The 22,243-nt window shown below is 72.5% G+C and carries 18 protein-coding genes; 13 read left to right on the top strand and 5 right to left on the bottom strand.

Annotated elements, in window-relative coordinates:
• Positions 1-276: 276 nt before the first annotated feature.
• A complete protein-coding gene (locus BBH68_RS18760) occupies positions 277-1,938 on the top strand; it encodes a fumarate hydratase (RefSeq protein WP_065963959.1) in 1,662 nt (553 codons plus the stop codon).
• 117 nt (positions 1,939-2,055) lie between these two features.
• Here BBH68_RS18760 and BBH68_RS18755 read toward each other — a convergent pair whose 3' ends face one another.
• A complete protein-coding gene (locus BBH68_RS18755; protein WP_065963927.1) occupies positions 2,056-3,183 on the bottom strand; it encodes a chitinase in 1,128 nt (375 codons plus the stop codon).
• A gap of 182 nt (positions 3,184-3,365) precedes the next feature.
• On the opposite strand from BBH68_RS18755, the gene BBH68_RS18750 reads away from it, so the two are divergent.
• From BBH68_RS18750 to BBH68_RS18725, 6 genes are all read left to right on the top strand, one after another.
• Positions 3,366-3,815 (top strand): hypothetical protein, encoded by a 450-nt coding sequence (locus BBH68_RS18750; protein ID WP_141713021.1) that lies wholly within the window; start codon positions 3,366-3,368, stop codon positions 3,813-3,815.
• A 116-nt stretch (positions 3,816-3,931) separates the two neighbouring features.
• Positions 3,932-6,076, top strand: a complete 2,145-nt coding sequence (locus BBH68_RS18745; protein WP_065963923.1) for a bifunctional polysaccharide deacetylase/glycosyltransferase family 2 protein — start codon at positions 3,932-3,934, stop codon at positions 6,074-6,076.
• Between the two features lie 79 nt (positions 6,077-6,155).
• Positions 6,156-7,562, top strand: a complete 1,407-nt coding sequence (locus BBH68_RS18740; protein ID WP_065963957.1) for a class II fumarate hydratase — start codon at positions 6,156-6,158, stop codon at positions 7,560-7,562.
• Positions 7,563-7,619: 57 nt separating this feature from the next.
• Positions 7,620-8,333 (top strand): cytidylyl-2-hydroxypropylphosphonate hydrolase, encoded by a 714-nt coding sequence (fomD, locus tag BBH68_RS18735; RefSeq protein WP_065963921.1) that lies wholly within the window; start codon positions 7,620-7,622, stop codon positions 8,331-8,333.
• A gap of 205 nt (positions 8,334-8,538) precedes the next feature.
• Complete coding sequence (locus tag BBH68_RS18730; protein ID WP_065963954.1) at positions 8,539-9,249, top strand: class I SAM-dependent DNA methyltransferase; 711 nt, start codon at positions 8,539-8,541, stop codon at positions 9,247-9,249.
• A 57-nt stretch (positions 9,250-9,306) separates the two neighbouring features.
• Positions 9,307-11,787, top strand: a complete 2,481-nt coding sequence (locus BBH68_RS18725) for a SpoIIE family protein phosphatase (protein WP_065963919.1) — start codon at positions 9,307-9,309, stop codon at positions 11,785-11,787.
• A 23-nt stretch (positions 11,788-11,810) separates the two neighbouring features.
• Here the strand turns inward: BBH68_RS18725 and BBH68_RS18720 are convergent, their stop codons facing one another.
• Positions 11,811-14,066, bottom strand: coding sequence for a transglycosylase domain-containing protein (locus BBH68_RS18720; protein ID WP_065963917.1), 2,256 nt, complete (start codon positions 14,064-14,066; stop codon positions 11,811-11,813).
• A 246-nt stretch (positions 14,067-14,312) separates the two neighbouring features.
• Between BBH68_RS18720 and BBH68_RS18715 the strand changes: the two genes are divergently transcribed.
• From BBH68_RS18715 to BBH68_RS18690, 6 genes are all read left to right on the top strand, one after another.
• On the top strand, positions 14,313-15,254 hold the full coding sequence (locus BBH68_RS18715) for an SPFH domain-containing protein (RefSeq protein WP_174589050.1): 942 nt from the start codon (positions 14,313-14,315) through the stop codon (positions 15,252-15,254).
• The gene (locus BBH68_RS18710; RefSeq protein WP_065963911.1) at positions 15,251-15,538 is read left to right on the top strand and encodes a type II toxin-antitoxin system antitoxin; all 288 of its coding nucleotides are present in this window, start codon (positions 15,251-15,253) and stop codon (positions 15,536-15,538) included. The genes BBH68_RS18715 and BBH68_RS18710 overlap by 4 nt, the downstream gene beginning before the upstream one ends.
• A 106-nt stretch (positions 15,539-15,644) precedes the next feature.
• Complete coding sequence (locus BBH68_RS18705; RefSeq protein ID WP_065963951.1) at positions 15,645-16,169, top strand: PadR family transcriptional regulator; 525 nt, start codon at positions 15,645-15,647, stop codon at positions 16,167-16,169.
• Complete coding sequence (locus BBH68_RS18700) at positions 16,166-16,852, top strand: ABC transporter ATP-binding protein (RefSeq protein ID WP_065963909.1); 687 nt, start codon at positions 16,166-16,168, stop codon at positions 16,850-16,852. The genes BBH68_RS18705 and BBH68_RS18700 overlap by 4 nt, the downstream gene beginning before the upstream one ends.
• Before the next feature lie 134 nt (positions 16,853-16,986).
• Positions 16,987-19,293 (top strand): FtsX-like permease family protein, encoded by a 2,307-nt coding sequence (locus BBH68_RS18695; RefSeq protein ID WP_079151070.1) that lies wholly within the window; start codon positions 16,987-16,989, stop codon positions 19,291-19,293.
• 176 nt (positions 19,294-19,469) lie between these two features.
• Positions 19,470-20,033, top strand: coding sequence for a Uma2 family endonuclease (locus BBH68_RS18690; protein ID WP_065963907.1), 564 nt, complete (start codon positions 19,470-19,472; stop codon positions 20,031-20,033).
• A 10-nt stretch (positions 20,034-20,043) separates the two neighbouring features.
• Here the strand turns inward: BBH68_RS18690 and BBH68_RS18685 are convergent, their stop codons facing one another.
• From BBH68_RS18685 to BBH68_RS41515, 3 genes are all read right to left on the bottom strand, one after another.
• The gene (locus BBH68_RS18685) at positions 20,044-21,033 is read right to left on the bottom strand and encodes a LysR substrate-binding domain-containing protein (RefSeq protein ID WP_425428823.1); all 990 of its coding nucleotides are present in this window, start codon (positions 21,031-21,033) and stop codon (positions 20,044-20,046) included.
• Positions 21,034-21,290: 257 nt separating this feature from the next.
• Positions 21,291-21,506: a hypothetical protein gene (locus tag BBH68_RS18680; RefSeq protein ID WP_065963946.1), complete on the bottom strand. Its 216-nt coding sequence runs from the start codon at positions 21,504-21,506 to the stop codon at positions 21,291-21,293.
• A 316-nt stretch (positions 21,507-21,822) separates the two neighbouring features.
• The gene (locus BBH68_RS41515) at positions 21,823-22,164 is read right to left on the bottom strand and encodes a hypothetical protein (protein WP_076970796.1); all 342 of its coding nucleotides are present in this window, start codon (positions 22,162-22,164) and stop codon (positions 21,823-21,825) included.
• Between the last annotated feature and the right edge of the window lie 79 nt (positions 22,165-22,243).

Here is a 22,243-nt window from a genome sequence, read left to right as displayed (position 1 = left end):
TAGGGTTGGGGCGACTCGACGGACGGAGTCCGGCGCAGCTGACCGAAGCCTGGGAGGCCCCCCGGGGCCGAGCAGTGCGAGGACAGCCATCCAAGCGGGGCTACATCGCGAAATAGGGCCGGGGGGACTCGCCGGACGGAGTCCGGCCCGGCGGGCCTGCACCCGCCGCAAGGCGGTCTTATGCCCCACCTCACAGATCCGGCCGTCCCGCGCCGTTCTACGCTGGTGTCCGCTGTCGACGACGTCAGCCGTAGCCCCGTCGAGTGAGGAATGGCCGTGCCAGAGTTTGCCTATTCGGACCTGCTGCCCCTGGGCGAGGACACCACCCCCTACCGTCTGGTGACCTCCGAGGGCGTGAGCACCTTCGAGGCCGGCGGGCGTACGTTCCTCAAGGTCGAGCCGGAGGCGCTGCGCAGGCTCGCGGCCGAGGCGATGCACGACATCTCGCACTATCTGCGCCCCGCCCACCTCGCCCAGCTGCGCCGCATCCTGGACGACCCCGAGGCCAGCCCGAACGACCGCTTCGTCGCGCTCGACCTGCTGAAGAACGCCAACATCGCGGCCGCCGGCGTGCTCCCGATGTGCCAGGACACCGGCACCGCCATCGTCATGGGCAAGCGCGGGCAGAACGTGCTGACCGAGGGCGGCGACGAGGAGGCGCTGTCGCGCGGCGTGTACGACGCGTACACCAAGCTCAACCTGCGCTACTCCCAGATGGCCCCGCTGACCATGTGGGAGGAGAAGAACACCGGCTCCAACCTGCCCGCGCAGATCGAGCTGTACGCGACCGACGGCGGCGCGTACAAGTTCCTCTTCATGGCCAAGGGCGGCGGCTCGGCCAACAAGTCCTTCCTCTACCAGGAGACGAAGGCGGTCCTCAACGAGGCCTCGATGATGAAGTTCCTGGAGGAGAAGATCCGCTCGCTGGGTACGGCGGCCTGCCCGCCGTACCACCTGGCGATCGTGGTCGGCGGCACCAGCGCCGAGTACGCGCTCAAGACCGCGAAGTACGCCTCGGCGCACTACCTGGACGAGCTGCCCACCGAGGGCTCCCCCACCGGTCACGGCTTCCGCGACAAGGAGCTGGAGGAGAAGGTCTTCGAGCTGACGCAGCGGATCGGGATCGGCGCGCAGTTCGGCGGCAAGTACTTCTGCCATGACGTCCGGGTGGTGCGGCTGCCCCGCCACGGCGCGTCCTGCCCGGTGGCCATCGCGGTCTCCTGCTCCGCCGACCGCCAGGCGCTGGCGAAGATCACCCCCGAGGGCGTCTTCCTGGAGCAGCTGGAGACCGATCCGGCCAAGTACCTGCCGGAGACCACCGATGAGCACCTGTCGGACGACGACGTGGTCCGCATCGACCTCAACCGGCCGATGGACGAGATCCGGGCGGAGCTGACCAAGTACCCGGTCAAGACCCGGCTCTCGCTCACCGGCCCGCTGGTCGTCGCCCGCGACATCGCGCACGCGAAGATCAAGGAGCGGCTGGACGCGGGCGAGGAGATGCCGCAGTACCTGCGCGACCACGCCGTCTACTACGCGGGCCCGGCCAAGACCCCCGAGGGATACGCCTCCGGGTCGTTCGGACCGACGACGGCGGGCCGTATGGACGCGTACGTCGAGCAGTTCCAGGCGGCCGGCGGCTCGTACGTCATGCTGGCCAAGGGGAATCGCTCCAAGCAGGTCACCGAGGCCTGCCAGGCGCACGGCGGCTTCTACCTCGGCTCGATCGGCGGCCCGGCGGCGCGGCTGGCCCAGGACTGCATCAAGAAGGTGGAGGTCCTGGAGTACGCGGAGCTGGGCATGGAGGCGGTCTGGAAGATCGAGGTGGAGGACTTCCCGGCGTTCGTCGTGGTGGACGACAAGGGGAACGACTTCTTCACCGACCCGGGCCCGTCCCAGCCCTTCGTCACCAGCATCCCGGTCCGCCCGGGAGCGTAACGACAGTCGACGGCGACCACTCGACGGACGGAGTCCGACGCGGCCGCCCGAAGCTTGCGAGGCCCCCCAGGGCCGAACAATGCGAGGGCGGCCATCGGGAAGGGGCCGGCCCCCGGGTCAGCCGGTCAGTATCGCCTCGAACGCCCCCGGGCGCTGGGCCACACCGCTGCAGGTGGGGGCCGGGCGGGGGGTGGTGGCGCGTGGGGGGCACGGGCGGTCGCGTTCGGCGGACCACATGGACAGCCGGCCGATGCCCTTGGCCGCGGCGAAGCGGGCGAGGCCGGCGGCGTCCTCGAGCGTGAAGACCTCTCCGGAGACGTCGTTGACCCCGATCATCGGGGTCACGGTGAGGGTCTTCCAGGCCGCGGCCTCGGAGAGGCCGAGGACGCCGCGGATCCGGCTGTGGGCGTTGATCGCGGCCTGGACGGCGTAGCGGCCCATGTCGCCGGTGTGCTCGCTGCTGTAGTTCATGGCCATGATGTTCACGCCGGAGACGGCGACGCCCTGGGCCCGGGCGTTGGCGAGCAGGGCGCTGCTGTCGTCGGTCAGCCCCCAGGGCATGGCGGGCAGGGTGAAGGAGACGTCCAGGTCCGGGCGGGCGCGCTGGAGCCAGGCGATGGCCCGCGCCCGGCGGGTGGCGGAGACGGGGTCGGCGAGGGCGGGGCCCTCGATGTCGAAGTCGGCCTTGGTGAAGCCGTAACGGTCGATCACCGCGGCGTACGCGGCGGCGAGTTGCGGCACGCCGGGGCAGATCGTGGCCAGTTCCCGGCTGCCCGCCCCGCCGAAGGAGACCCGCACATCGCCCCCGGCCCGGCGCGCGGCGGCGATACGGGCCATCAGGGCCCGGTCGGCCAGCGGGATCCCGCCGTCCCACACGGGGGCGCAGCCCCTGCCCGCGACGACGAACCCGAGGGCGAACTCCTTGACGCCGCGCGCCGCGGCCGCGGTCATGTCGTACCCGGTGGCCGCCCACGCGCTGACGTACGGCACGAACGGGACGCCGGGGCGGGCCGGCGGGGGCGCGGACGGGCGGGCCGGGGCCGGCGGGCGCGGTGGGGCGGACGGAGGAGCCGGCACCGACGGAGGAGCCGGCGCGGACGGGCGGGCGGGGGCGGGCGAGTGCGCGGACGGGGCCGCGGGCGGCGGGGGCGGACGTTCGCCACCGGCCCATACGGCGATGACGGCGCAGAGCGTCGCGGCGAGCGTGGTGTAGCCGCCCAGGCGCGGGGTGGAGAGGGCCCTCACGCGATGTGCGCTCCTTCCGTGACGTGGCCGGGGCCCGCCCCGGAGGCTCTGTCGGCCTCCGGGGCGCGGCGCTTGTTCCGCTCTCCCAAGCTCGCACACCGGATGAACCGTCATGAGCTATGACACACCGCATGGTTTACCTATATGCGGAAAATCCTATTTGCTGCATTAGCCTCGGGCTCATGGATCAATCAGACGTGGCCGAGCGCACGCCGACCCGCCTCCTGACTCCCGACGAGGCCCCCGACGGGGCTCCCGACGAGACCACGGACAAGGCTCCGGACGAAGCCACCGACGAGGCTCCGGACACAGCCGCGGCCGAAGCCGCGCACGAGGCCGCGGAGGGGCCGGTGTTCGTCGACCTCTCCGGGCGCCGCGCCCGCCTGCTGCGGCACGCGGGCGTGGTCGCGGGGAGCGTCGTCCTCGGATACACCGCCCTGCTGGGAGCGGGTTTCTCCGGCGGCACCGCCGTCGCCCCCGACACCCAGCTCCCCGACAGCGGCGCCACGACCGGCCCGGCCGGCCGGGACTCGAAGGACACCCGGCGCGGCCACACCAAGGCCCGTATCCCCTCGGCCACGGCGGGAACCGCCCGGCACGCCGAGCGCCGGACGGGGGCCGGGGCCCGATGAGCGGCGGCTGGCAGCCGAGGCTGCCGCGTCCGCGCCGCCGCCGGCACCCGGCCGCCGAGCCCCGGCCGCACCCCTGGCCGCGGGGGCGGCGGGGCCGGGGCGCGAGGGGGCGCGCGGTGTCCAAGGAGGCCGCGGCCGGGCGGCGGCGGGCCGCGCCCCGGACCCGCCTGGTGCTCGGCGTGGTCACGCTGATCGCGCTGGCCTGCACGATGCTCCTGGACGGCTATCTGCACGCCGAGGTCGGCAACGACTCCCGGGTGCACCCCCCGTACCCCGCCCGCCACGTCCCCGAGCGGGCCCTCTCCGGCGGCCCGGTGCTCACCTTCGACGACCGCGGCAGGCCCACCAGCCACCACATCCCGGCCCGGACCATCGCGCTGACCTTCGACGACGGGCCCGACCCCCGCTGGACCCCGGAGATCCTCAAGGTGCTGCGCGACCACGACGTGCCGGCCACCTTCTTCGTGCTCGGCCAGATGGTGGTCCGCGAGCCCGCCCTGGTGCGCCGGATGAGGGAGGCCGGCCATGAGATCGGTGTGCACACCTTCACCCACCCGGACCTCGTGTACCAGACCCACGAGCGGGTGGACCGCGAGCTGGCGCAGACCCAGCTGGCCCTGGCCGGCGCGGCCGGCATCCACACCTCGCTCTTCCGCGCCCCGTACTCCTCGCAGCTCTCCGCGCTCGACGACCGGAGCTGGCCGGTCCAGCGCTATCTGGGCCACCGCGGCTACATCAGCGCGTTCAGCGACGTCGACAGCCAGGACTGGCAGCGCCCGGCGGTCGAGAAGATCATCCGCAACGCCACCCCGAAGGCCGGGAAGGGCGCCACCGTGCTCTTCCACGACGCGGGCGGCGACCGCTCACGGACCGTCGCCGCGCTGGACCGGTACATCGAGCGGATGAAGGCGAAGGGCTACACCTTCGCCACCGTCACCGGGGCGCTCGGAGCCGAGGCCGCCGTCCACCCGGCCCACGGGGCGCGCGTCTGGCAGGGCCGGGCCCTGATCTGGGCCGCCTCCTTCACCGAGGTCACCATGCCGGTGCTGGCCTGGCTGCTGGCCGTGGTCGGCGTGGCCGTCCTCGCCCGGCTGCTGATGATGCTGATCCTCGCCTGGTGGCACCGGCGCGCCCGGGACCGGCGGCGCTTCACCTGGGGCGCGGACGTGGACGAGCCGGTGAGCGTGATCGTGCCCGCGTACAACGAGAAGGAGTGCATCGCCAACACGGTGAACTCGCTGGCCGCGAGCACCCATCCGATCGAGATCCTGGTGGTGGACGACGGCTCGACCGACGGCACCGCCGACCTCGTGGAGGCCCTGGACCTGCCGAACGTACGCGTGCTGCGCCAGGAGAACGCGGGCAAGCCCGCCGCGCTCAACCACGGCATCGCCGAGGCCCGCTTCGACCTGATCGTGATGATGGACGGCGACACCGTCTTCGAGCCGGGCACCGTGCGCGAGCTGGTCCGCCCCTTCGCCGACCCCGGCGTCGGCGCGGTCGCGGGCAACGCCAAGGTCGGCAACCGCTCCGGCCTGATCGGCGCCTGGCAGCACATCGAGTACGTGATGGGGTTCAACCTCGACCGGCGGATGTACGACCTGCTGCGCTGCATGCCGACCATCCCCGGCGCCATCGGCGCCTTCCGCCGCCGCGCCCTGCTGGAGGTGGGCGGCATGAGCGCCGACACCCTGGCCGAGGACACCGACATCACGATCGCCCTGCACCGGGCCGGCTGGCGGGTCGTCTACCAGGAGACCGCCCGCGCCTGGACCGAGGCGCCCGGCACGCTGGGCCAGCTGTGGCGGCAGCGCTACCGCTGGAGCTACGGCACCATGCAGGCGCTGTGGAAGCACCGCCGCTCCCTCGTCGACCAGGGCCCCTCGGGGCGCTTCGGCCGGGTCGGGATGCCGCTGGTGGTGTTCTTCCAGGTGGTCGCCCCGCTGTGCGCCCCGCTGATCGACCTGTTCACACTGTACGGGGCGATCTTCATCGATCCGGTGAAGTCCCTGCTGGCCTGGTCGGCGCTGATGCTGGCGCAACTGCTCGGCGCGGCCTACGCCTTCCGGCTGGACCGCGAGCGGTACGGCCCCCTGCTGGTGCTGCCGTTGCAGCAGATCGCCTACCGGCAGCTGATGTACGTGGTGCTGCTGCACTCCTGTGTCACCGCGGCGACCGGGGCCCTGCTGCCGTGGCAGAAGCTGCGGCGCACCGGGGAGGTGGACACGCCGCGCACGCCCGCGCCGAAGGCCGTCCGGTGACCCGGCTCACGCGATCGCCTGCGCGGCAGGGGGAACACGGCGGGCGGAGCGGGTGCTGTGAGCAGTGGAGGTGGGCGTCATGACAGACGAGAAGCAGTCCGGCGGGGAGTACCGCATCGAGCACGACTCCATGGGTGAGGTGCGGGTCCCGGCGCACGCCAAGTGGCGGGCGCAGACGCAGCGGGCGGTGGAGAACTTCCCGGTCAGCGGGCAGCGTCTGGAGCGCGCGCACATCGAGGCGCTGGCGCGGATCAAGGCCGCGGCCGCGAAGGTCAACGCGGAGCTGGGCGTGGTGGACGCCGAGGTCGCGGAGGCGATCGCGGGCGCGGCGGCCGAGGTCGCCGAGGGGCGCTGGGACGACCACTTCCCGGTCGATGTCTTCCAGACCGGCTCGGGCACCTCCTCCAACATGAACACGAACGAGGTGCTGGCCACCCTGGCGAGCGAGCGCCTGGGCCGCGACGTACACCCCAATGACCACGTCAACGCCAGCCAGTCGTCCAACGACGTGTTCCCCTCCTCCATCCACATCGCGGCCACCGCGGCCGTCACCGGCGATCTGATCCCGGCGCTCGACCACCTCGCGCGGGCGCTGGAGCGCAAGGCGGAGGAGTTCGCCGAGGTCGTCAAGGCGGGCCGTACGCACCTGATGGACGCGACACCGGTGACGCTGGGCCAGGAGTTCGGCGGCTACGCCGCCCAGGTCCGCTACGCGGTGGAGCGGCTGCGCGCCTCGCTGCCCCGGCTGGCCGAGCTGCCGCTGGGCGGCACCGCCGTGGGCACCGGCATCAACACCCCGCCCGGCTTCTCCGCGGCCGTCATCGCCGAGCTGGCCCGCGCCACCGGGCTGCCGCTGACCGAGGCCCGCAACCACTTCGAGGCGCAGGGCGCGCGCGACGGCCTGGTGGAGACCTCCGGGCAGCTACGCACCCTCGCGGTCTCCCTCACCAAGATCGCCAACGATCTGCGCTGGATGTCCTCCGGGCCGCGCACCGGGCTCGCCGAGATCGCCCTGCCCGACCTCCAGCCCGGCTCCTCGATCATGCCGGGGAAGGTCAACCCGGTGATCCCCGAGGCGGTGCTCATGGTCGCCGCCCAGGTCACCGGCAATGACGCGACCGTGGCCTGGGCCGGGGCGGCCGGGAACTTCGAGCTCAACGTGATGCTCCCGGTCATCGCCAAGAACCTGCTGGAGTCGGTGCGGCTGCTGGCCAACGCCTCCCGGCTGCTGGCGGACCGCACGGTCGACGGGATCACCGCCAACGCGGAGCGGGCCCGTGAGTACGCGGAGTCCTCGCCCTCGGTCGTCACCCCCCTCAACCGCTACCTGGGCTACGAGGAGGCGGCGAAGGTGGCCAAGAAGTCGCTGGCCGAGCGGAAGACCATCCGCGAGGTGGTCCTGGAGTCGGGGTACGTGGAGCGCGGGCTGCTGACGCTGGAACAGCTCGACGAGGCGCTCGACGTGTTGCGGATGACCCATCCGTAACGCGGTGTTGCGGTACAGGTCACGGCGTGATGCCGCCCGCCCACCTAAGATCTGCTCATGACAGCGGACATCGTGGAGACGACGGGTACGGCGGGCACCGCCCGGTGGGCGCGGGGCGACCACATCCTGTGGCGCTACCGCGCCAACGCCGCCGACCGCATCCACATCTGCCGCCCCGTCACCGTCGTCCAGGACACCGATGAGCTGCTCGCCGTCTGGCTGGCGCCCGGCACCGCCTGCGTCAAGCCGCAGCTCACCGACGGCACCTCCGTCCACCACGAGCCGCTGTCCACCCGCTACACCAAGCCCCGCACCACCGCGCTGTGCTCCTGGCTGGGCACCGGGGTGCTCAAGCTCGCCCGGCCCGGCGACCCGTGGTCGGTGTGGCTTTTCTGGGAGCGCGACTGGCGGTTCAAGAACTGGTACGTGAACCTGGAGGAGCCGCGGCTGCGCTGGAGCGGCGGCATCGACTCGGAGGACCACTTCCTGGACATCGCGGTCTACCCGGACCGCAGCTGGGAATGGAAGGACGAGGACGAGTTCGCGCAGGCCCAGCGCGTCGGCCTGATGGCACCCGAGCAGGCCGAGCGCGTGCGGGCCGCGGGCCGGGCCGCCGTCGGTCTCATCGAATCCTGGGGAGCGCCGTTCCGGGAGGGCTGGGAGGACTGGCGTCCGGACCCGGCGTGGACCGTCCCGGCACTGCCGGCGGACTGGCGACGGCCGGCCGCCCGTACCGGCCGGTGTCGCACGTCGGCGCACTCGAGGTCCTGAACCTCTTGCTGCGCCCCTGTGTTTCAAACGTAGGATCGTCGTCCGGAAGACTGCACTCAGGGAAAAACCAGACAGGGGCGCAACTCACCAAGGGGTCGGCGCATCTGACGCGGTCACAGGAGGGGGCGGAGGCGTGAGCGGTGAGGGAGGCCGGCGCGTCCACGACGGGGCGGAGCACGGGGGGCAGGTGACGGACGGCGCGGCGGTGGACCACTACGCCGACGACTACGAGGGGTTCGAGGACTTCGACCGCCTGGCGCTGGACCGCAGCGGGCAGGCGGAGGCCTTCGACGCGATCGGCGACCGCTACGACGAGGCGTTTCCGCACAAGGACGGCCAGGTGTCGGCCGGCCAGTGGCTGGCCGACGCCCTCGCGCCCGGCTCCCGGGTGCTCGACGTCGGCTGCGGCACCGGCCTCCCCACGGGCCGTCAGCTCGTCGAGGCCGGACACGAGCTGGTCGGCATCGACATCTCGCCCGGGATGCTGGCGCTCGCCCGGGAGAACGTCCCGGCGGCCACCTTCCACCAGGCGGACATCGTCGATCTGCGGGCCGGCGGCCGCTACGGGCCGGGCGGCGCCCGCGACCTGGGCGAGTTCGACGCGATCGTCGCCTTCTTCTCGCTGCTGATGCTGCCGCGCCCGGAGATCCCGTACGCGCTGCGGGCGCTGCGCGGGCTGCTGAGACCCGGCGGGCTGCTGGCCCTGGCCATGGTCGAGGCGGACGTGGACGACTTCGCGCTCCCGTTCCTGGGCAACTCGGTCCGGGTATCCGGTTACCTGCGGGACGAACTGCGGCGGGTCGTGCGGGACGCGGGCTTCGAGATCGCCGCGGAGGACTCCCACTCGTACGCTCCGGCCAGCACGGACGTACCACCCGAGATCCAGCTCTATCTGCACTGCCGACGAAGTGTCTGACACTCGGTGCGCCCGGGCGAACAGGGCGCATGGCCCCGGACGGATGGAAACCCACGCGTGACGGAGCACCCCACCTCCCCCAACGAGCGGCAGGCCACCAGCCCTGCCGCCGGCTCGGGCGCGCACGCGCCCGAGGACGCGCACGGCGCGGTCCCGGACCCGCGGACCGCCGTGCGCCGGGCCGCCGCCCCCGGCCAGGAGCCGGACGGCGGCCGGCCGCGGCCGGCCTTTCCCACCGGCCAGGCGGGCGGCCCGACGGGCGGTCAAGCCGCGGGCCGGGGCCCGGGCGGCGACCGGGACCGCGGCGAGGACGCCCGCCCGCGCGGGGCGGCCCCCGAGGAGGCGCCCGCCACCGGCCGCCGCCGGGGCCGCGCCCAGGGGGCCGGGCAGCGTGGCGGCGGTACGGCGGGGCGGCGCGCCGGGGCGGGCGCGGACCGCCGGGACCCGGCGGCCGGCGATTCGGCCGGCGAGCCGGTAAGTGAGCATCCGGCGCAGCCGGAGCACGGCACACCGGAGGTCGAGCCTGTGTGGGACGCGGACCGCAACGCCGCCAGGGGCGCGGCACGCCGGCCCGGAGCGCCGGACGGCGATCCCGGCCCCGCCGCCGAGCCCCCGAGGGCGGGGACGGACGGCGCGGGCGGGCGGCACGGGGGCGCGGCCCGGCGCGGCGCCGCGGCCGGCGAGCACCCGCCGGCCGGGGTGAGCGACGCGCGGGCGGCGGCCGAGGTGGGCTACCGCACGCCCGAGGGCGGGGTGCCCGCGGTGCCCGGAGCGCCGCCGGGCGGCGGCCCGGTCGCCGCCGAGGCGGCCGCCGCGCGGGACCGGGGCGGGGACCGGCTGCGGTTCGTGGGGGCGGCCACCCGCCGGATCGCGCGCGGCATCGACCTGGACGAGATCGTGCTGGGCCTGTGCCGGGCCACCGTGCCGACCTTCGCCGACGCGATCCTGGTCTATCTGCGCGACCCGCTGCCGGTCGGCGACGAGCGCCCGGTGGGCCCGGTCGTGCTGCGGCTGCGCCGCACCGACCGCATCCCGCTGGACCCGGACACCGAGAGCGGGCGGCTGCCGCTGCTGCCCTCGCAGCCGGACCTGTCGCCCGCCGTGGGCGGGGGCCCGGCGGCCGAGCTGTGCGAGGTGGAGGCGGGCGGCCCGCTGAACGAGGTGCTGCGCGGGGTGCGGCCGGTCTTCGGCGACTCCTCGGCCGCCCGGGCGGCGCTGCCGGAACTGCTGGGCGAGCACACGTCGGTGGCCACGGGCCAGCGCACGGTCCTGGCGCCGCTGCGGGGGCGGCGTCGGGTCATCGGCGCCGCCGTGTTCGTACGCCGCCCGGACCGGCCGCCGTTCGAGCCGGACGACCTGCTGGTCGCCGCCCAGCTGGCCACCCACACCGCGCTCGGCGTGGACAAGGCGGTGCTGTACGGCCGCGAGGTGTACATCGCGGACGAGTTGCAGCGCACCATGCTGCCCGACTCGCTGCCGCAGCCCACCGGCGTGCGGCTGGCCAGCCGCTACCTCCCGGCCGCCGAGACGGCGCGGGTCGGCGGCGACTGGTACGACGCGATCCCGCTGCCGGGCAACCGGGTCGCGCTGGTGGTGGGCGATGTGATGGGCCACTCCATGACCTCGGCCGCGATCATGGGCCAGCTGCGCACCACCGCGCAGACCCTGGCCGGCCTCGACCTGCCGCCGCAGGAGGTGCTGCACCACCTCGACGAGCAGGCGCAGCGGCTGGGCACGGACCGCATGGCGACCTGCCTGTACGCGGTGTACGACCCGGTCGCGCACCGGATCATGGTCGCCAACGCGGGCCATCCGCCGCCGGTGCTGCTGCACCGGGGCGGGCGCGCCGAGGTGCTGCGGGTGCCGCCGGGCGCGCCGATCGGGGTCGGCGGCGTGGACTTCGAGGCGGTGGAGCTGGACGCGCCCGCGGGCGCCACCCTCCTGCTGTACACCGACGGTCTCGTCGAGTCGCGGATGCGCGATGTGTGGACCGGGATCGAGCAGTTGCGCGAGCGCCTGACGGCCACCGCCCGGCTCACCGGCCCCAACCCGCCGCCGCTCGAGCCGCTGTGCGACGAGGTGCTGGACATGCTCGGGCCGGGCGACCGGGACGACGACGTGGCGCTGCTGGCGGCCCGCTTCGAGGGGATCGCGCCGAGCGACGTCGCCTACTGGTTCCTGGATCCCAAGGCGCAGACGGCCGGGCAGGCGCGCCGGCTGGCCCGGCGGGCGCTGGCCCGGTGGGACCTGCACGATCTGACCGACGCGGTGGAGCTGCTGGTCAGCGAGGTGGTCACCAACGCCGTGCGGTACGCGGAGCGGCCGGTGACGCTGCGTCTGCTGCGCACGGATGTGCTGCGCTGCGAGGTCGGGGACGATGTGCCGCAGCTGCCGCGGCTGCGCCAGGCCCGCCCGTCCGACGAGGGCGGGCGCGGGCTGTACCTGGTCAACCGGATGGCGCGGCGGTGGGGTGCGACGCGGCTGAGCACGGGCAAGGTGGTGTGGTTCGAGCTGGCGATGCCGCCGCGGTCCTGCTGAGGCGCGCGCACGCGCCCGGCGGGTCAGCCGTGTCGGCCCGGGGGCCCCAGCCGGACGCCGCGCGTGTCCGTGGGCGTGGTCGGCGGGGTCGTCGGAGGCGTCGTGGTGCCGGTCGACGGCTTGCCGCCGGAGGTCGGGGGCGTGGTCGGCGGGGTGGTGGTCGGGGTGGGCGGGGTGGTGGGGGTCTCGCTGGTCGGCGGGGCGGAGGTCGTCGGCTCGGACGACTCGCTGGTGGGCGGGGTGGTGGGGCTGGTGCTGCTGGGCGGCGGGACGGCCGCGCCCATGTCGGTGTCCAGGTCGAACCTGGCGCTCCCCTGGCCGTCGAGCGCCGCCTTCATGTACGCGGCCCAGATCTCGGCCGGATAGCCACCGCCGTTGACGCGTCCGCCGCCGCCGGTGCCGGTCAGCGTCACCTGCTTGCCGCCCTGGCCCTCGCCGAACATGCCGACCGAGGTGACCAGGTTCGGGGTGTAGCCGGTGAACCAGGCGGACTTGTTGTCGTCGGAGGTGCCGGTCTTGCCCGCGACGGCCTGGCCCTCCTGCCGTACGGCCGTGCCGGTGCCCTTGTCGACCACGCCGGTCAGCACGGAGGTCACGGAGTCCGCCGCGGTGCGGCTGATCACCTCGCCGCCCGTGGTGTCGGGCAGCTCGGCGCGCTGGTCGCCCTTCACGGCCGACTTGATGATCGAGGGGGTGACCTTCTCGCCGTGGTTGTCGAGGGTGGCGTAGACGCCGGCCATGTCCTGGGGGCTGGCGCCCATGACGCCCAGCGACATCGCGGGGGCCACGTCGAAGCCGCCCGCCTTGGGGTTCATGCCCAGGGCGGTGGCGGTCTTCTTGACCTTCTCCAGGCCGACGTCCTGTGCCATCTGCGCGAACACCGAGTTGACGGAGTTGTTCATCGCCGTCTGGACGGTGATCGGGCCGTAGTCCTTGTGGTCCTCGTTCGGCGGGGCAAAGCCGACGTTGTTGCCGCTTGCGTCCTTGACCGGGCGTCCGCTGTCACCGTCGTAGATCGTGTTGGCGGTGATCTTCGTGCCGTCGCGGGTGGTGGAGTCGTTCTCCAGCGCGGCGGCGAGGATCAGCGGCTTGAAGGTCGAGGCGGGCTGGTAGTCCTCGCGGGTGGCGTTGTTCATCCAGTGTTTGGTCGCGCCCGCGCCGCCGTACATGGCCACGATCGCGCCGTTCTTCGGGTTCACCGAGACCGCCCCGACCTGGGCGTGCTTGTCGACCGGGCGCGTCTTCGGCTTGAGGTCGTCGGTGAGCTGGGTGCGGACCGCCCTCTCCAGGGCCTTCTGCTTCTTCTTGTCGATGTTGAGGGTGATCGTCCAGCCGCCGGCCGCGAGTTCGTCCTCGCTCACCCCGGACTTGTAGAGCTCCTGCTTGGCGGCCTCGACGAAGTAGCCCGTCTGGCCGTCCATGCCGGGGACGGGGCGGGGGTCGAGGGGCTTGGGGAACTTCATCCCCTCGCGCTTGCCCGGGTCCAGCCAGTGCTTCTGGACCATGTTGTCCAGGACGTAGTTCCAGCGCTGCTTGACCAGCCGCTTGCCGTTGGGGCCGGCCACCGAGTAGTCGTACTGGCTGGGGGCCTGCAGCAGCGCGGCGAGGTAGGCGCCCTCCCCCACGCTGAGCTTCTGGACGTCCTTGTTGTAGTACGCGCGGGCCGCCGCCTGGATGCCGTAGGCGTCGCGCCCGTAGAAGCTGGTGTTGATGTAGCCCGCCAGGATGTCGTCCTTGGACATCTGCTGGTCCACCTTGAGCGAGATGACCAGCTCCTTCAGCTTGCGGCTGACGGTCTGCTCCTGGCTCAGGTAGTAGTTCTTGACGTACTGCTGGGTGATCGTCGAGCCACCCTGCTTGCCCCTGCCCAGCAGGGTGTTGATCATGCCGCGCGCGGTGCCGGTGAACGAGACGCCGGGATCGCTGTAGAAGTCCTTGTTCTCCGCGGCGACGAAGGTGTGCTGCACATCCTTGGGGATCTTCGACAGCGGCACGGACTCCCGGTTGACCTTGCCCGTCCTGGCCATGATCGAGCCGTCGCTGTACTTGTAGATATTGGCCTCGGCCTTGGCCAGGGCGTTCGCGTTGGGCACGTCGACCCAGATGTACAGCGCGATGAAGCCGCCGACGAGCAGCAGGCCCAGGGAGAGGAAGTAACCCAGCACCATCTTCCAGGTGAAGAAGCGACGTATGCCCGTCTTCTTGGCGCCCTTCTTGGCGCCCTTCCTGGCTTTGCGGGCGCTCTTCTGCCGCGCCCGCCGCTCTTCCGCTCTGCCCATCTCTCCCGCTGCTCCCGTACGTCAGCCCCCAACCCGGCTCACGAAGCTAACACCGCAACTGACGTCAAATGCTCATCGATCCAGTTTTTCCGGAAGGTGAAAAAGAGCACCCATCCACCGGGAACAGACGTCCGGCCGCCCCCAGGGGTTGCCTTCTTCCGTTAAAGTGCTAGCACATTGTTAGCGGCCATACGGCCCGCGGCAACCCGCCTACCAGCACAAACCGGGGGAACCTCCATGTCCAGCATGTCCGACATCACACCCGCCGCCGACATACCGCCCCTGCCCGAGCCCCGGGTGACGGAGCGGCCCGCCCGCAGCATCAGCGGCGGCCTCGCGCTGCTGCTCGGCCTGATCGGCCTGATCGCGGGCCCGGTCCTGATCGCGGCCGGGGCCGACACCTCGGAGTACGACTACGAGGACACCGCCAACCCCGCGCTGATCCTCCTCGGCGTCGCCGTGCTCATCGCCTCCCTGGTCGCGATGCGCGGGCTGTGCGCGATCGCCCCGGGCCAGGCCCGCGTGGTCCAGCTCTTCGGCCGCTACAAGGGCACCATCCGCACCGAGGGCCTGCGCTGGGTCAACCCCTTCACCAGCCGCAGGAAGATCTCCACCCGGGTGCGCAACCACGAGACCCCGGTGCTCAAGGTCAACGACGCGTACGGCAACCCGATCGAGCTGGCCGCCGTCGTCGTCTGGCGGGTCGAGGACACCGCGCAGGCGGTGTTCGAGGTGGACGACTTCCTGGAGTTCGTCTCCACCCAGACCGAGGCCGCGGTGCGCCACATCGCCATCGAGTACCCCTACGACGCCCACGACGAGGACGCGCTGTCCCTGCGCGGCAACGCCGAGGAGATCACCGAGAAGCTCGCGGTCGAGCTGCACGCCCGGGTCGAGGCGGCCGGGGTGCGCATCATCGAGTCCCGCTTCACCCACCTCGCGTACGCCCCCGAGATCGCCTCCGCCATGCTCCAGCGCCAGCAGGCGGGCGCGGTGGTCGCGGCGCGCCGGCAGATCGTGGACGGGGCGGTCGGCATGGTGGAGGCCGCGCTGGCCCGGATCGCCGAGGACCGGATCGTCGAGCTGGACGAGGAGCGCAAGGCGGCCATGGTCAGCAATCTGATGGTCGTGCTGTGCGGCGACCGCTCCCCGCAGCCGGTCCTCAACACGGGCACGCTCTACCAGTGACGGAGCCCAGCGAGCCGCAGGGGGCCGGGGAGCCGGAGGCGGCGTCCGGCACGGACGGGCGGCGGCAGCGCAAGCAGGTGCTGCTGCGGCTCGACCCCGCGGTGCACGACGCGCTCGCGCGGTGGGCCTCGGACGAGCTGCGCAGCGCCAACGCGCAGATCGAGTTCCTGCTGCGGAAGGCGCTGGCGGAGGCGGGGCGGCTGCCCCGCACCGCGGCCCCCATCCCCCGCCGCGGCCGCCCGCCCCGCGCCCCCAGGCCCCCGGAGCCACCCCGAGAGGGATAGCCCGGGGGCTCTCCCCTTTCTCCCCCCAACCCACTCCCACCTGCGGAAACGCCCCGCCCTCCGCATCTATACACTCTAGGTATACGCATGGTGTAGAGTGCTGCGCATGTCAATCGGCCACACCCTGCTCGGGCTCCTGGAGTCCGGCCCGCGCCACGGCTACGACCTCAAGCGGGCCTTCGACGAGAGATTCGGGCACGACCGCCCGCTGCACTACGGACAGGTCTACTCGACCATGTCCCGGCTTCTGAAGAACGGCCTCGTCGAGGTCGACGGCATCGAGCACGGTGGCGGCCCCGAGCGCAAGCGCTACGCCATCACCGAGGCCGGCATCACCGATGTGGAGCAGTGGCTCGGACAGCCCGAGAAGCCCGAGCCGTACCTCCAGTCCGTCCTCTACACCAAGGTCGTCCTCGCGCTGATGACCGGCCGGGATGCCGCGGACCTGCTCGATGTGCAGCGCGCCGAACATCTGCGGCTGATGCGCGAACTCACCCAGCGCAAGCGCGCCGGAGACCTCAGCGACCAGCTCATCTGCGACCACGCCCTCTTCCATCTCGAGGCCGACCTGCGCTGGCTGGAGCTCACCGCCGCGCGTCTCGGCCAACTCGCCAAGGCGGTAACCCCATGACCCCGGCAGGCTCGCTCCTCACAGCCGAAGGGCTGCGCAAGGCCTACGGCCCCACCCCCGCCCTCGACGGCGCCGACTTCTCCATCCACCCCGGCGAGGTCGTCGCGGTCATGGGCCCCTCCGGCTCCGGGAAGTCCACCCTGCTGCACTGCCTCGCCGGGATCGTCACCCCCGACGCGGGCACCGTCCACTACGACGGGCAGCTGCTCTCCGCCATGTCGGACTCCCGGCGCAGCGCGCTGCGCCGCGGCGAGTTCGGCTTCGTCTTCCAGTTCGGCCAGCTGGTGCCCGAGCTGAGCTGCGTGGAGAACGTGGCGCTGCCGCTGCGGCTGACCGGCGTGGGGCGCAAGGAGGCGGAGAGCCGCGCGCTGTCCTGGCTGGAGCGGCTGGAGGTCGCCGATGTGCGCGCCAAGCGGCCCGGTGAGGTCTCCGGCGGCCAGGGGCAGCGGGTCGCCGTGGCCCGCGCCCTGGTCAGCGGCCCGCGCGTGCTGTTCGCCGACGAGCCGACCGGCGCCCTGGACTCCCTCAACGGCGAGCGGGTGATGGAGCTGCTCACCGAGGCCGCCCGGGAGACCCGCGCCGCCGTCGTCCTGGTCACCCACGAGGCGCGCGTCGCCGCGTACTCCGACCGCGAGGTCGTCGTGCGGGACGGCAAGGCGCGGGACATGGCGGGCGCCCGGTGAGCGGCAAGGTGACCCCGCTGCCGCGGGCCCAGGACCGTATCGAGCGGGACGGCGGCGGAGCGGCCCCGGCGCCCCCGGCCCGCCCGGAGCGCCGCGACCGCGTCGGCCCGGCCCGCTGGGCCGCCGACCTGGCCATGGGGGCCCGCTTGGCGGTCGCCGGCGGCCGGGAGAGCTGGGCCAGGACCCTCCTGACGGCGGTCGGCGTCGGACTCGGTGTGGGGCTGCTGCTGTTCGCCACGTCCGTCCCCCACCTCGTCTCCGCCCGCCAGGACCGCAACAACGCCCGCTCGTACGGGAGCAGCTACTCGAACGACCTCAAACCGGGCCCCCACACGCTGCGGCTCGGCTGGGGGCACACCACCTTCCACGGCACCGACATCTCGGGCCTCCTGCTCGCCCCCGAGGGCGACAAGCCTCCCGTCCCCCCGGGTCTGGACCGGATCCCCGCGCCCGGCGAGATGGTGGTCTCCCCCGCCCTGAAGGAGCTGCTCGCCGCCGGTGACAGCGGGCTGCTCAGGCAGCGCCTCGACGACAAGATCGTCGGCACGATCGGCGACGAGGGGCTGTCCGGGCCCAACGAGCTGATGTACTACGCGGGCGTCGACCCCGAGGCCATCGCGGAGAGCAACGCCCGCCTCGACCACTGGGGCAACGACTCCCCGCCCGGAGAGCTGGACCCCATCCTGCTGATGCTGATCGTGGTCGGCTGTGTGGTGCTGCTGCTGCCCGTGGTCATCTTCATCGCCACCGCCGTCCGGTTCGGCGGCGAGCGCCGCGACCGGCGGCTCGCCGCGCTGCGCCTGGTGGGCGCCGACAGCCATATGACGCGGCGGATCGCGGCCGGGGAGGCGCTGGCCGGCGCCGTCCTCGGGCTGGCGGTGGGCTGGGGGGTCTTCCTGCTGGTCAGGCAGTTCATCGAAGGCATCACGGTGTTCGACACCAGCTTCTTCGCCTCCGACCTCAAGCCGTCCCCCGCGCTCGCCACGCTGATCGCCCTCGCCGTGCCGGCCTGCGCCGTCGTGGTCACCCTGTTCGCGCTGCGCGGCATCGCCATCGAGCCGCTCGGCGTGGTGCGCAGCGCCACGCCCAAGCGGCGCCGGCTGTGGTGGCGGCTGGTGCTCCCCCTCCTCGGCCTCGCGCTGCTCCTGCCGCTCATCGGCCAGTCGGGACACGGCTCCGGCGCCACCTACCAGGTCGCGGCCGGCGCGGTGCTGATGCTCGTCGGCATCACCGCGCTGCTGCCCTGGCTGGTCGAGGCCGTCGTCCAGCGCTTCGGCAGCGGCCCCGTCCCGTGGCAGCTCGCCACCCGGCGGCTCCAGCTCAGCAGCGGCTCCGCCTCGCGCGCGGTCAGCGGCATCACGGTCGCCGTGGCCGGGGCGATCGCGATCCAGATGCTCTTCGCGGCCGCGCGGCACGACAGCACCTCCCCCACCGGGCAGGACCCCACCCGCGCCGATGTGTCGGCGCAGGTCTCGGTGGACACCGGCGCCCAGGCGCGCGACGCCATCGCGCGATACGCCCACACCAAGGGCGTGCGCCAGGCGCTCGGCCTGGCCGAGGCCTCGGTCTCCGACCCGCGCAGCAAGGTCAAGGACCCGAGCGACGTCCCGACCGGCAACCTGATGGTCGGCGACTGCGCCACGCTGAAGGAGTTCGCGCGGATCGGCGACTGCCGCGACGGCGACGTCTTCGTCACCGAGCCCGGGGAGTACGACGACGAGACGTACTTCACCAAGCCGGGCGCGAGGGTCAACCTCAGCTTCGACAAGGACTACAACGCCGACCGCGACAAGCCGCGGCTGTGGACGATCCCCAGGTCCGCGCCGGTCGTGCCCATCAAGCGGGACCCGGCGGGCGGCGAGCGCTCCGGCATCCTGGCCACCCCGGGCGCCTTCGACATCGCCGACCTGGACAACGCGTCGGTGCAGGTCCTGCTCCGGCTCGACCCCAAGGTGCCGGACGCCATCGAGTACGCCCGGAACACCGCGGCCCGGCTCTCCCCGCAGATGGACATCTACCAGCTGTGGGGCACCTCGGAGTCGAAGGAGTTCCAGACCATCGAGCGCGGCCTGTTCATCGGCGCCTCCGCGACGCTGCTGCTCATCGGCGCGAGCATGATCGTGTCCATGCTGGAGCAGCTCCGCGACCGCAAGAAGCTGCTCTCGGTCCTGGTCGCCTTCGGCACCCGCCGCTCCACCCTCGGCTGGTCGGTGCTGTGGCAGACCGCCATCCCGGTGGTGCTGGGGCTGGCGCTGTCGGTCGCGGGCGGCATCGCCCTGGGCGCGATTCTGCTGAAGCTGGTCGACGAGCCGGTCGCCGTGGACTGGGCGAGCGTCACCTCGATGACCGGCATCGGCGCGGGCGTGATCCTGCTGGTGACCCTGGTCAGCATGGGGCCGCTGTGGCGCATGATGCGTCCGGAGGGGCTCCGTACGGAGTAGCGCCCGCTCAGCGCGCGATGGCCGCCGGGCCCTTCCCACCTGCGGGAAGGGCCCGGCGGTCGGGTGTTTCGGGGTTTATGCCACTCGTTGGGGTGAATCCGCTGGTACGGGACACAGGACGGTGGCGCGGCCTACGAGGATGCTCTCGACACCGGCCACTGGGAGGGCGAAAGGCGATGACTCTGCTCGATGCAGCCAACGAGCTCATGGACCGGCTCCCGGGGTGGCGAGTCGAGATCATCGGCGGCGTGCTCACCGTGACCCCTCTCCCCGATGCGTCGCATGCCGTGACGCTGACCGACCTCATGCTCCCTTTCCTCACAGCGGGCCTCCACGGGCAGGAAACGAAGGTGATCCAAGGGATTGGTCTGTGGCTGCCGAACGGGCCGGAGGACTATGCGATTCCGGACCTCTCGATCGTGGACGCCGACTACAAGGAGCACCCCCGCGGGAACAACTGCTATGACCCGGCAGTGTTCCGCCTGGTCGTCGAAGTCACCTCGTCCAATCACAACAACGACCTGCGGAACAAGGTCGTCGCATACGCACAGGCCATGATCCCGGTCTATGTGATCGTCAACCGGAAGCACGGCCGCGTACATCTGCTGACGGACCTCGCTGACAGCGGGTACGACAGGCACCGTATTTACGCGCCGGGTGAGAAAATCACCCTCCCCGGCTCGATCGGCGCCGAGGTCACCCTGGACGTGGCCGCGATCCTGGCCATAGGCCGCCACTGAGGCGCCCGCCTCACCCCTTCGCGATCCGCACCGGCAGCGGCCCCAGCGCCTCCCGCAGCGCCCCCGCGAACGCCTCGAACTCCTCCTGCCGCGCCGCCCCCGCCCGCATCGCCAGCGCGATCCGGCGTGAGGGGGCCGGGTCGGCGAAGTATCCGGTGGTGAGCTGCTCGCTGCGCCCGGTCTCCACGCGCAGCGCCGTGCGGGGCAGCAGGGTCACCCCGAGTCCGCCCGCGACGAGCTGGACCAGCGTGGAGAGGCCGGCGGCGCTCGTGGTCACCGGGGCGCCTTCCGTGCGGCCCGCCTCGCGGCAGATGTCCAGGGCCTGGTCGCGCAGGCAGTGGCCCTCGTCGAGCAGCAGCAGATCCAGCTCCTTCAGGGCCGCGCGCGGAATGTCGCTCCGCCCGCCGAGCCAGTGGTCCCGGGGCGTGACCAGCACGAAGTCCTCGTCGAACAGCGGCAGCTCGACCACCCCGGGGGCGGCCAGCGGGACCGCGAGCAGCAGCAGGTCGAGCCGGCCGTGGGCCAGCCCGTCCAGCAGCGAGGCGGTCTGCTCCTCGTGGACCTGGAGGTCGAGCAGCGGATAGCGCTTCCGCACCAGCCGCAGCACGGTCGGCAGCAGATACGGCGCCACGGTCGGGATCACTCCGAGCCGCAACACCCCGGTGAACGGCGCCCGCGCCGCCTCCGCCTCCTCCATCAGCGCGCCCACTGCCTCCAGCACCGTGCGGGCGCGGGCGGCCAGACGCTCCCCTGCCGGGCTGAGCAGCACCTTGCGCGTCGTACGCTCCAGGAGCTGCACCCCGAGCGCCTCCTCCAGCGCGGCGACGGCCCCCGACAGCGCGGGCTGGCTCATGCCGATGGCGGCCGCGGCATCGCGGAAGTGCAGATGCTCGGCGACCGCGGCGAACGCTCTGAGCTGGGAGAGGCTGGGCTGACGCGGCTTGCCCCCGGGCACGGGCGCCCTGCCCCCGGGCGCCCCGGGTATGGATGAAGCGGCCAACTGATAAGCACCTCCAATCAACAACACCCAGTCTAGCTATTTCACTAATCAATTCCTCATGCGCCAAGAGAGTGCCCCGTGCATCGGGCAGTGAGTCGAGTGATGTGTGCTAGTGCCGGTCAACCTGGCCGGACTTCATGGCAAGGCGGGCGGGTTCCCGGTGGCCTCGCAGTGGTGAACGGTGACGGGGCAATCGAAGGTCGAACCGTCTCCCCCCTGCCTCTGCGGGAGTCGGAGGCAGGGGGGAGACGGCGGTCTCAGAACCGCTTGAAGCGGTCGGGATTGTTGTGGTCGCGATGACGGGGGCACTGGCAAGGCGGCCACGCCTGCCCCAAAGAGTAGGCATCGCTCTTCTCACCGGCGAGGACGGCCACCATCGCGCGCCGGGTGGTGACGATCCCATTGCGCGCCACGGTGTAGACGCGCATCGTCATCTTCGGCCGCTCGTCCCGGTCCGGTTGGTCGTCGGCCATCAACGGTCCCCCTCTCCCTCGACCGGGGCGAAGAGTTGAAGAAGGCTGCGCAGACTCCGTTTCACTCCCCCAAGGTGGTAGGCCAGTTCCTCGGGCGTCGCGTTGGCCAGGTCGAAGGCTTCGACTCCTGAAAGTGTCTGCCCGGCGACAATCACGACGGCCTGTTCAAGGCCGTTGCGGGTGGGCTTTCCGGCCGCGATGCAGGCAGGGCACAGGCCCGAACGTGGCTCGGTGGGGTTATGGGGCCCGAAGTCGCCGGGGGCGGCGCACAGGGCGCACCCATGGGAGAGGGCGGGGGCGGTCCGTCGTTCGGCCGTCACCGGATCACCGCCACCCCGCGCGGAGCACACAGCAACTTCAGTCGTGGACGGCTGTTGCACTGCTGTTCGCACGCGACGAAGTAGGGCCGAACCATGGCCGTCCCATAGCCATCCGACGGACCGGAGATCCGGTGAGCCTCAGTGGTGGAATCGGTCACGCACTCGGCCGCCGTGCGCCACGTGCGCGCGTCGGGTACCCGCGCCGTGGGCACCGTCGGTGTGTTCTGGCGCTGTACTGCGGGGCGGCCGTCGGTGGCGCCGGCCGCACGGTGACGGCCGGACGACGGCAAGAACAGCCGTAGCAGCGCTTCGAAGATCCACGCGATAACGTGGGCCATGCTTATCAACCTCCAAGGGGTTGAGGAGCCACGCCCCCGGGCCGTTCGCGCGGTCGCGGGGGTCTGTCGTTGGCAGAAA

It is taken from the genome of Streptomyces sparsogenes (assembly GCF_001704635.1).
GTDB classification, from domain to species: domain Bacteria; phylum Actinomycetota; class Actinomycetes; order Streptomycetales; family Streptomycetaceae; genus Streptomyces; species Streptomyces sparsogenes.
Note: the sequence above shows the minus strand (reverse complement) of the source record. Positions and strands in the feature narration are given on the sequence as shown.

Coding starts and splice junctions, on each gene's coding strand:
- BBH68_RS18720 (WP_065963917.1), bottom strand. CDS start 14,066: ATGGGCAGAGCGGAAGAGCGGCGGGCGCGGCAGAAGAGCGCCCGCAAA.
- fomD (WP_065963921.1), top strand. CDS start 7,620: ATGACAGCGGACATCGTGGAGACGACGGGTACGGCGGGCACCGCCCGG.
- BBH68_RS18750 (WP_141713021.1), top strand. CDS start 3,366: ATGGATCAATCAGACGTGGCCGAGCGCACGCCGACCCGCCTCCTGACT.
- BBH68_RS18715 (WP_174589050.1), top strand. CDS start 14,313: ATGTCCGACATCACACCCGCCGCCGACATACCGCCCCTGCCCGAGCCC.
- BBH68_RS41515 (WP_076970796.1), bottom strand. CDS start 22,164: ATGGCCCACGTTATCGCGTGGATCTTCGAAGCGCTGCTACGGCTGTTC.
- BBH68_RS18695 (WP_079151070.1), top strand. CDS start 16,987: ATGGGGGCCCGCTTGGCGGTCGCCGGCGGCCGGGAGAGCTGGGCCAGG.
- BBH68_RS18705 (WP_065963951.1), top strand. CDS start 15,645: ATGTCAATCGGCCACACCCTGCTCGGGCTCCTGGAGTCCGGCCCGCGC.
- BBH68_RS18690 (WP_065963907.1), top strand. CDS start 19,470: ATGACTCTGCTCGATGCAGCCAACGAGCTCATGGACCGGCTCCCGGGG.
- BBH68_RS18700 (WP_065963909.1), top strand. CDS start 16,166: ATGACCCCGGCAGGCTCGCTCCTCACAGCCGAAGGGCTGCGCAAGGCC.
- BBH68_RS18680 (WP_065963946.1), bottom strand. CDS start 21,506: ATGGCCGACGACCAACCGGACCGGGACGAGCGGCCGAAGATGACGATG.
- BBH68_RS18740 (WP_065963957.1), top strand. CDS start 6,156: ATGACAGACGAGAAGCAGTCCGGCGGGGAGTACCGCATCGAGCACGAC.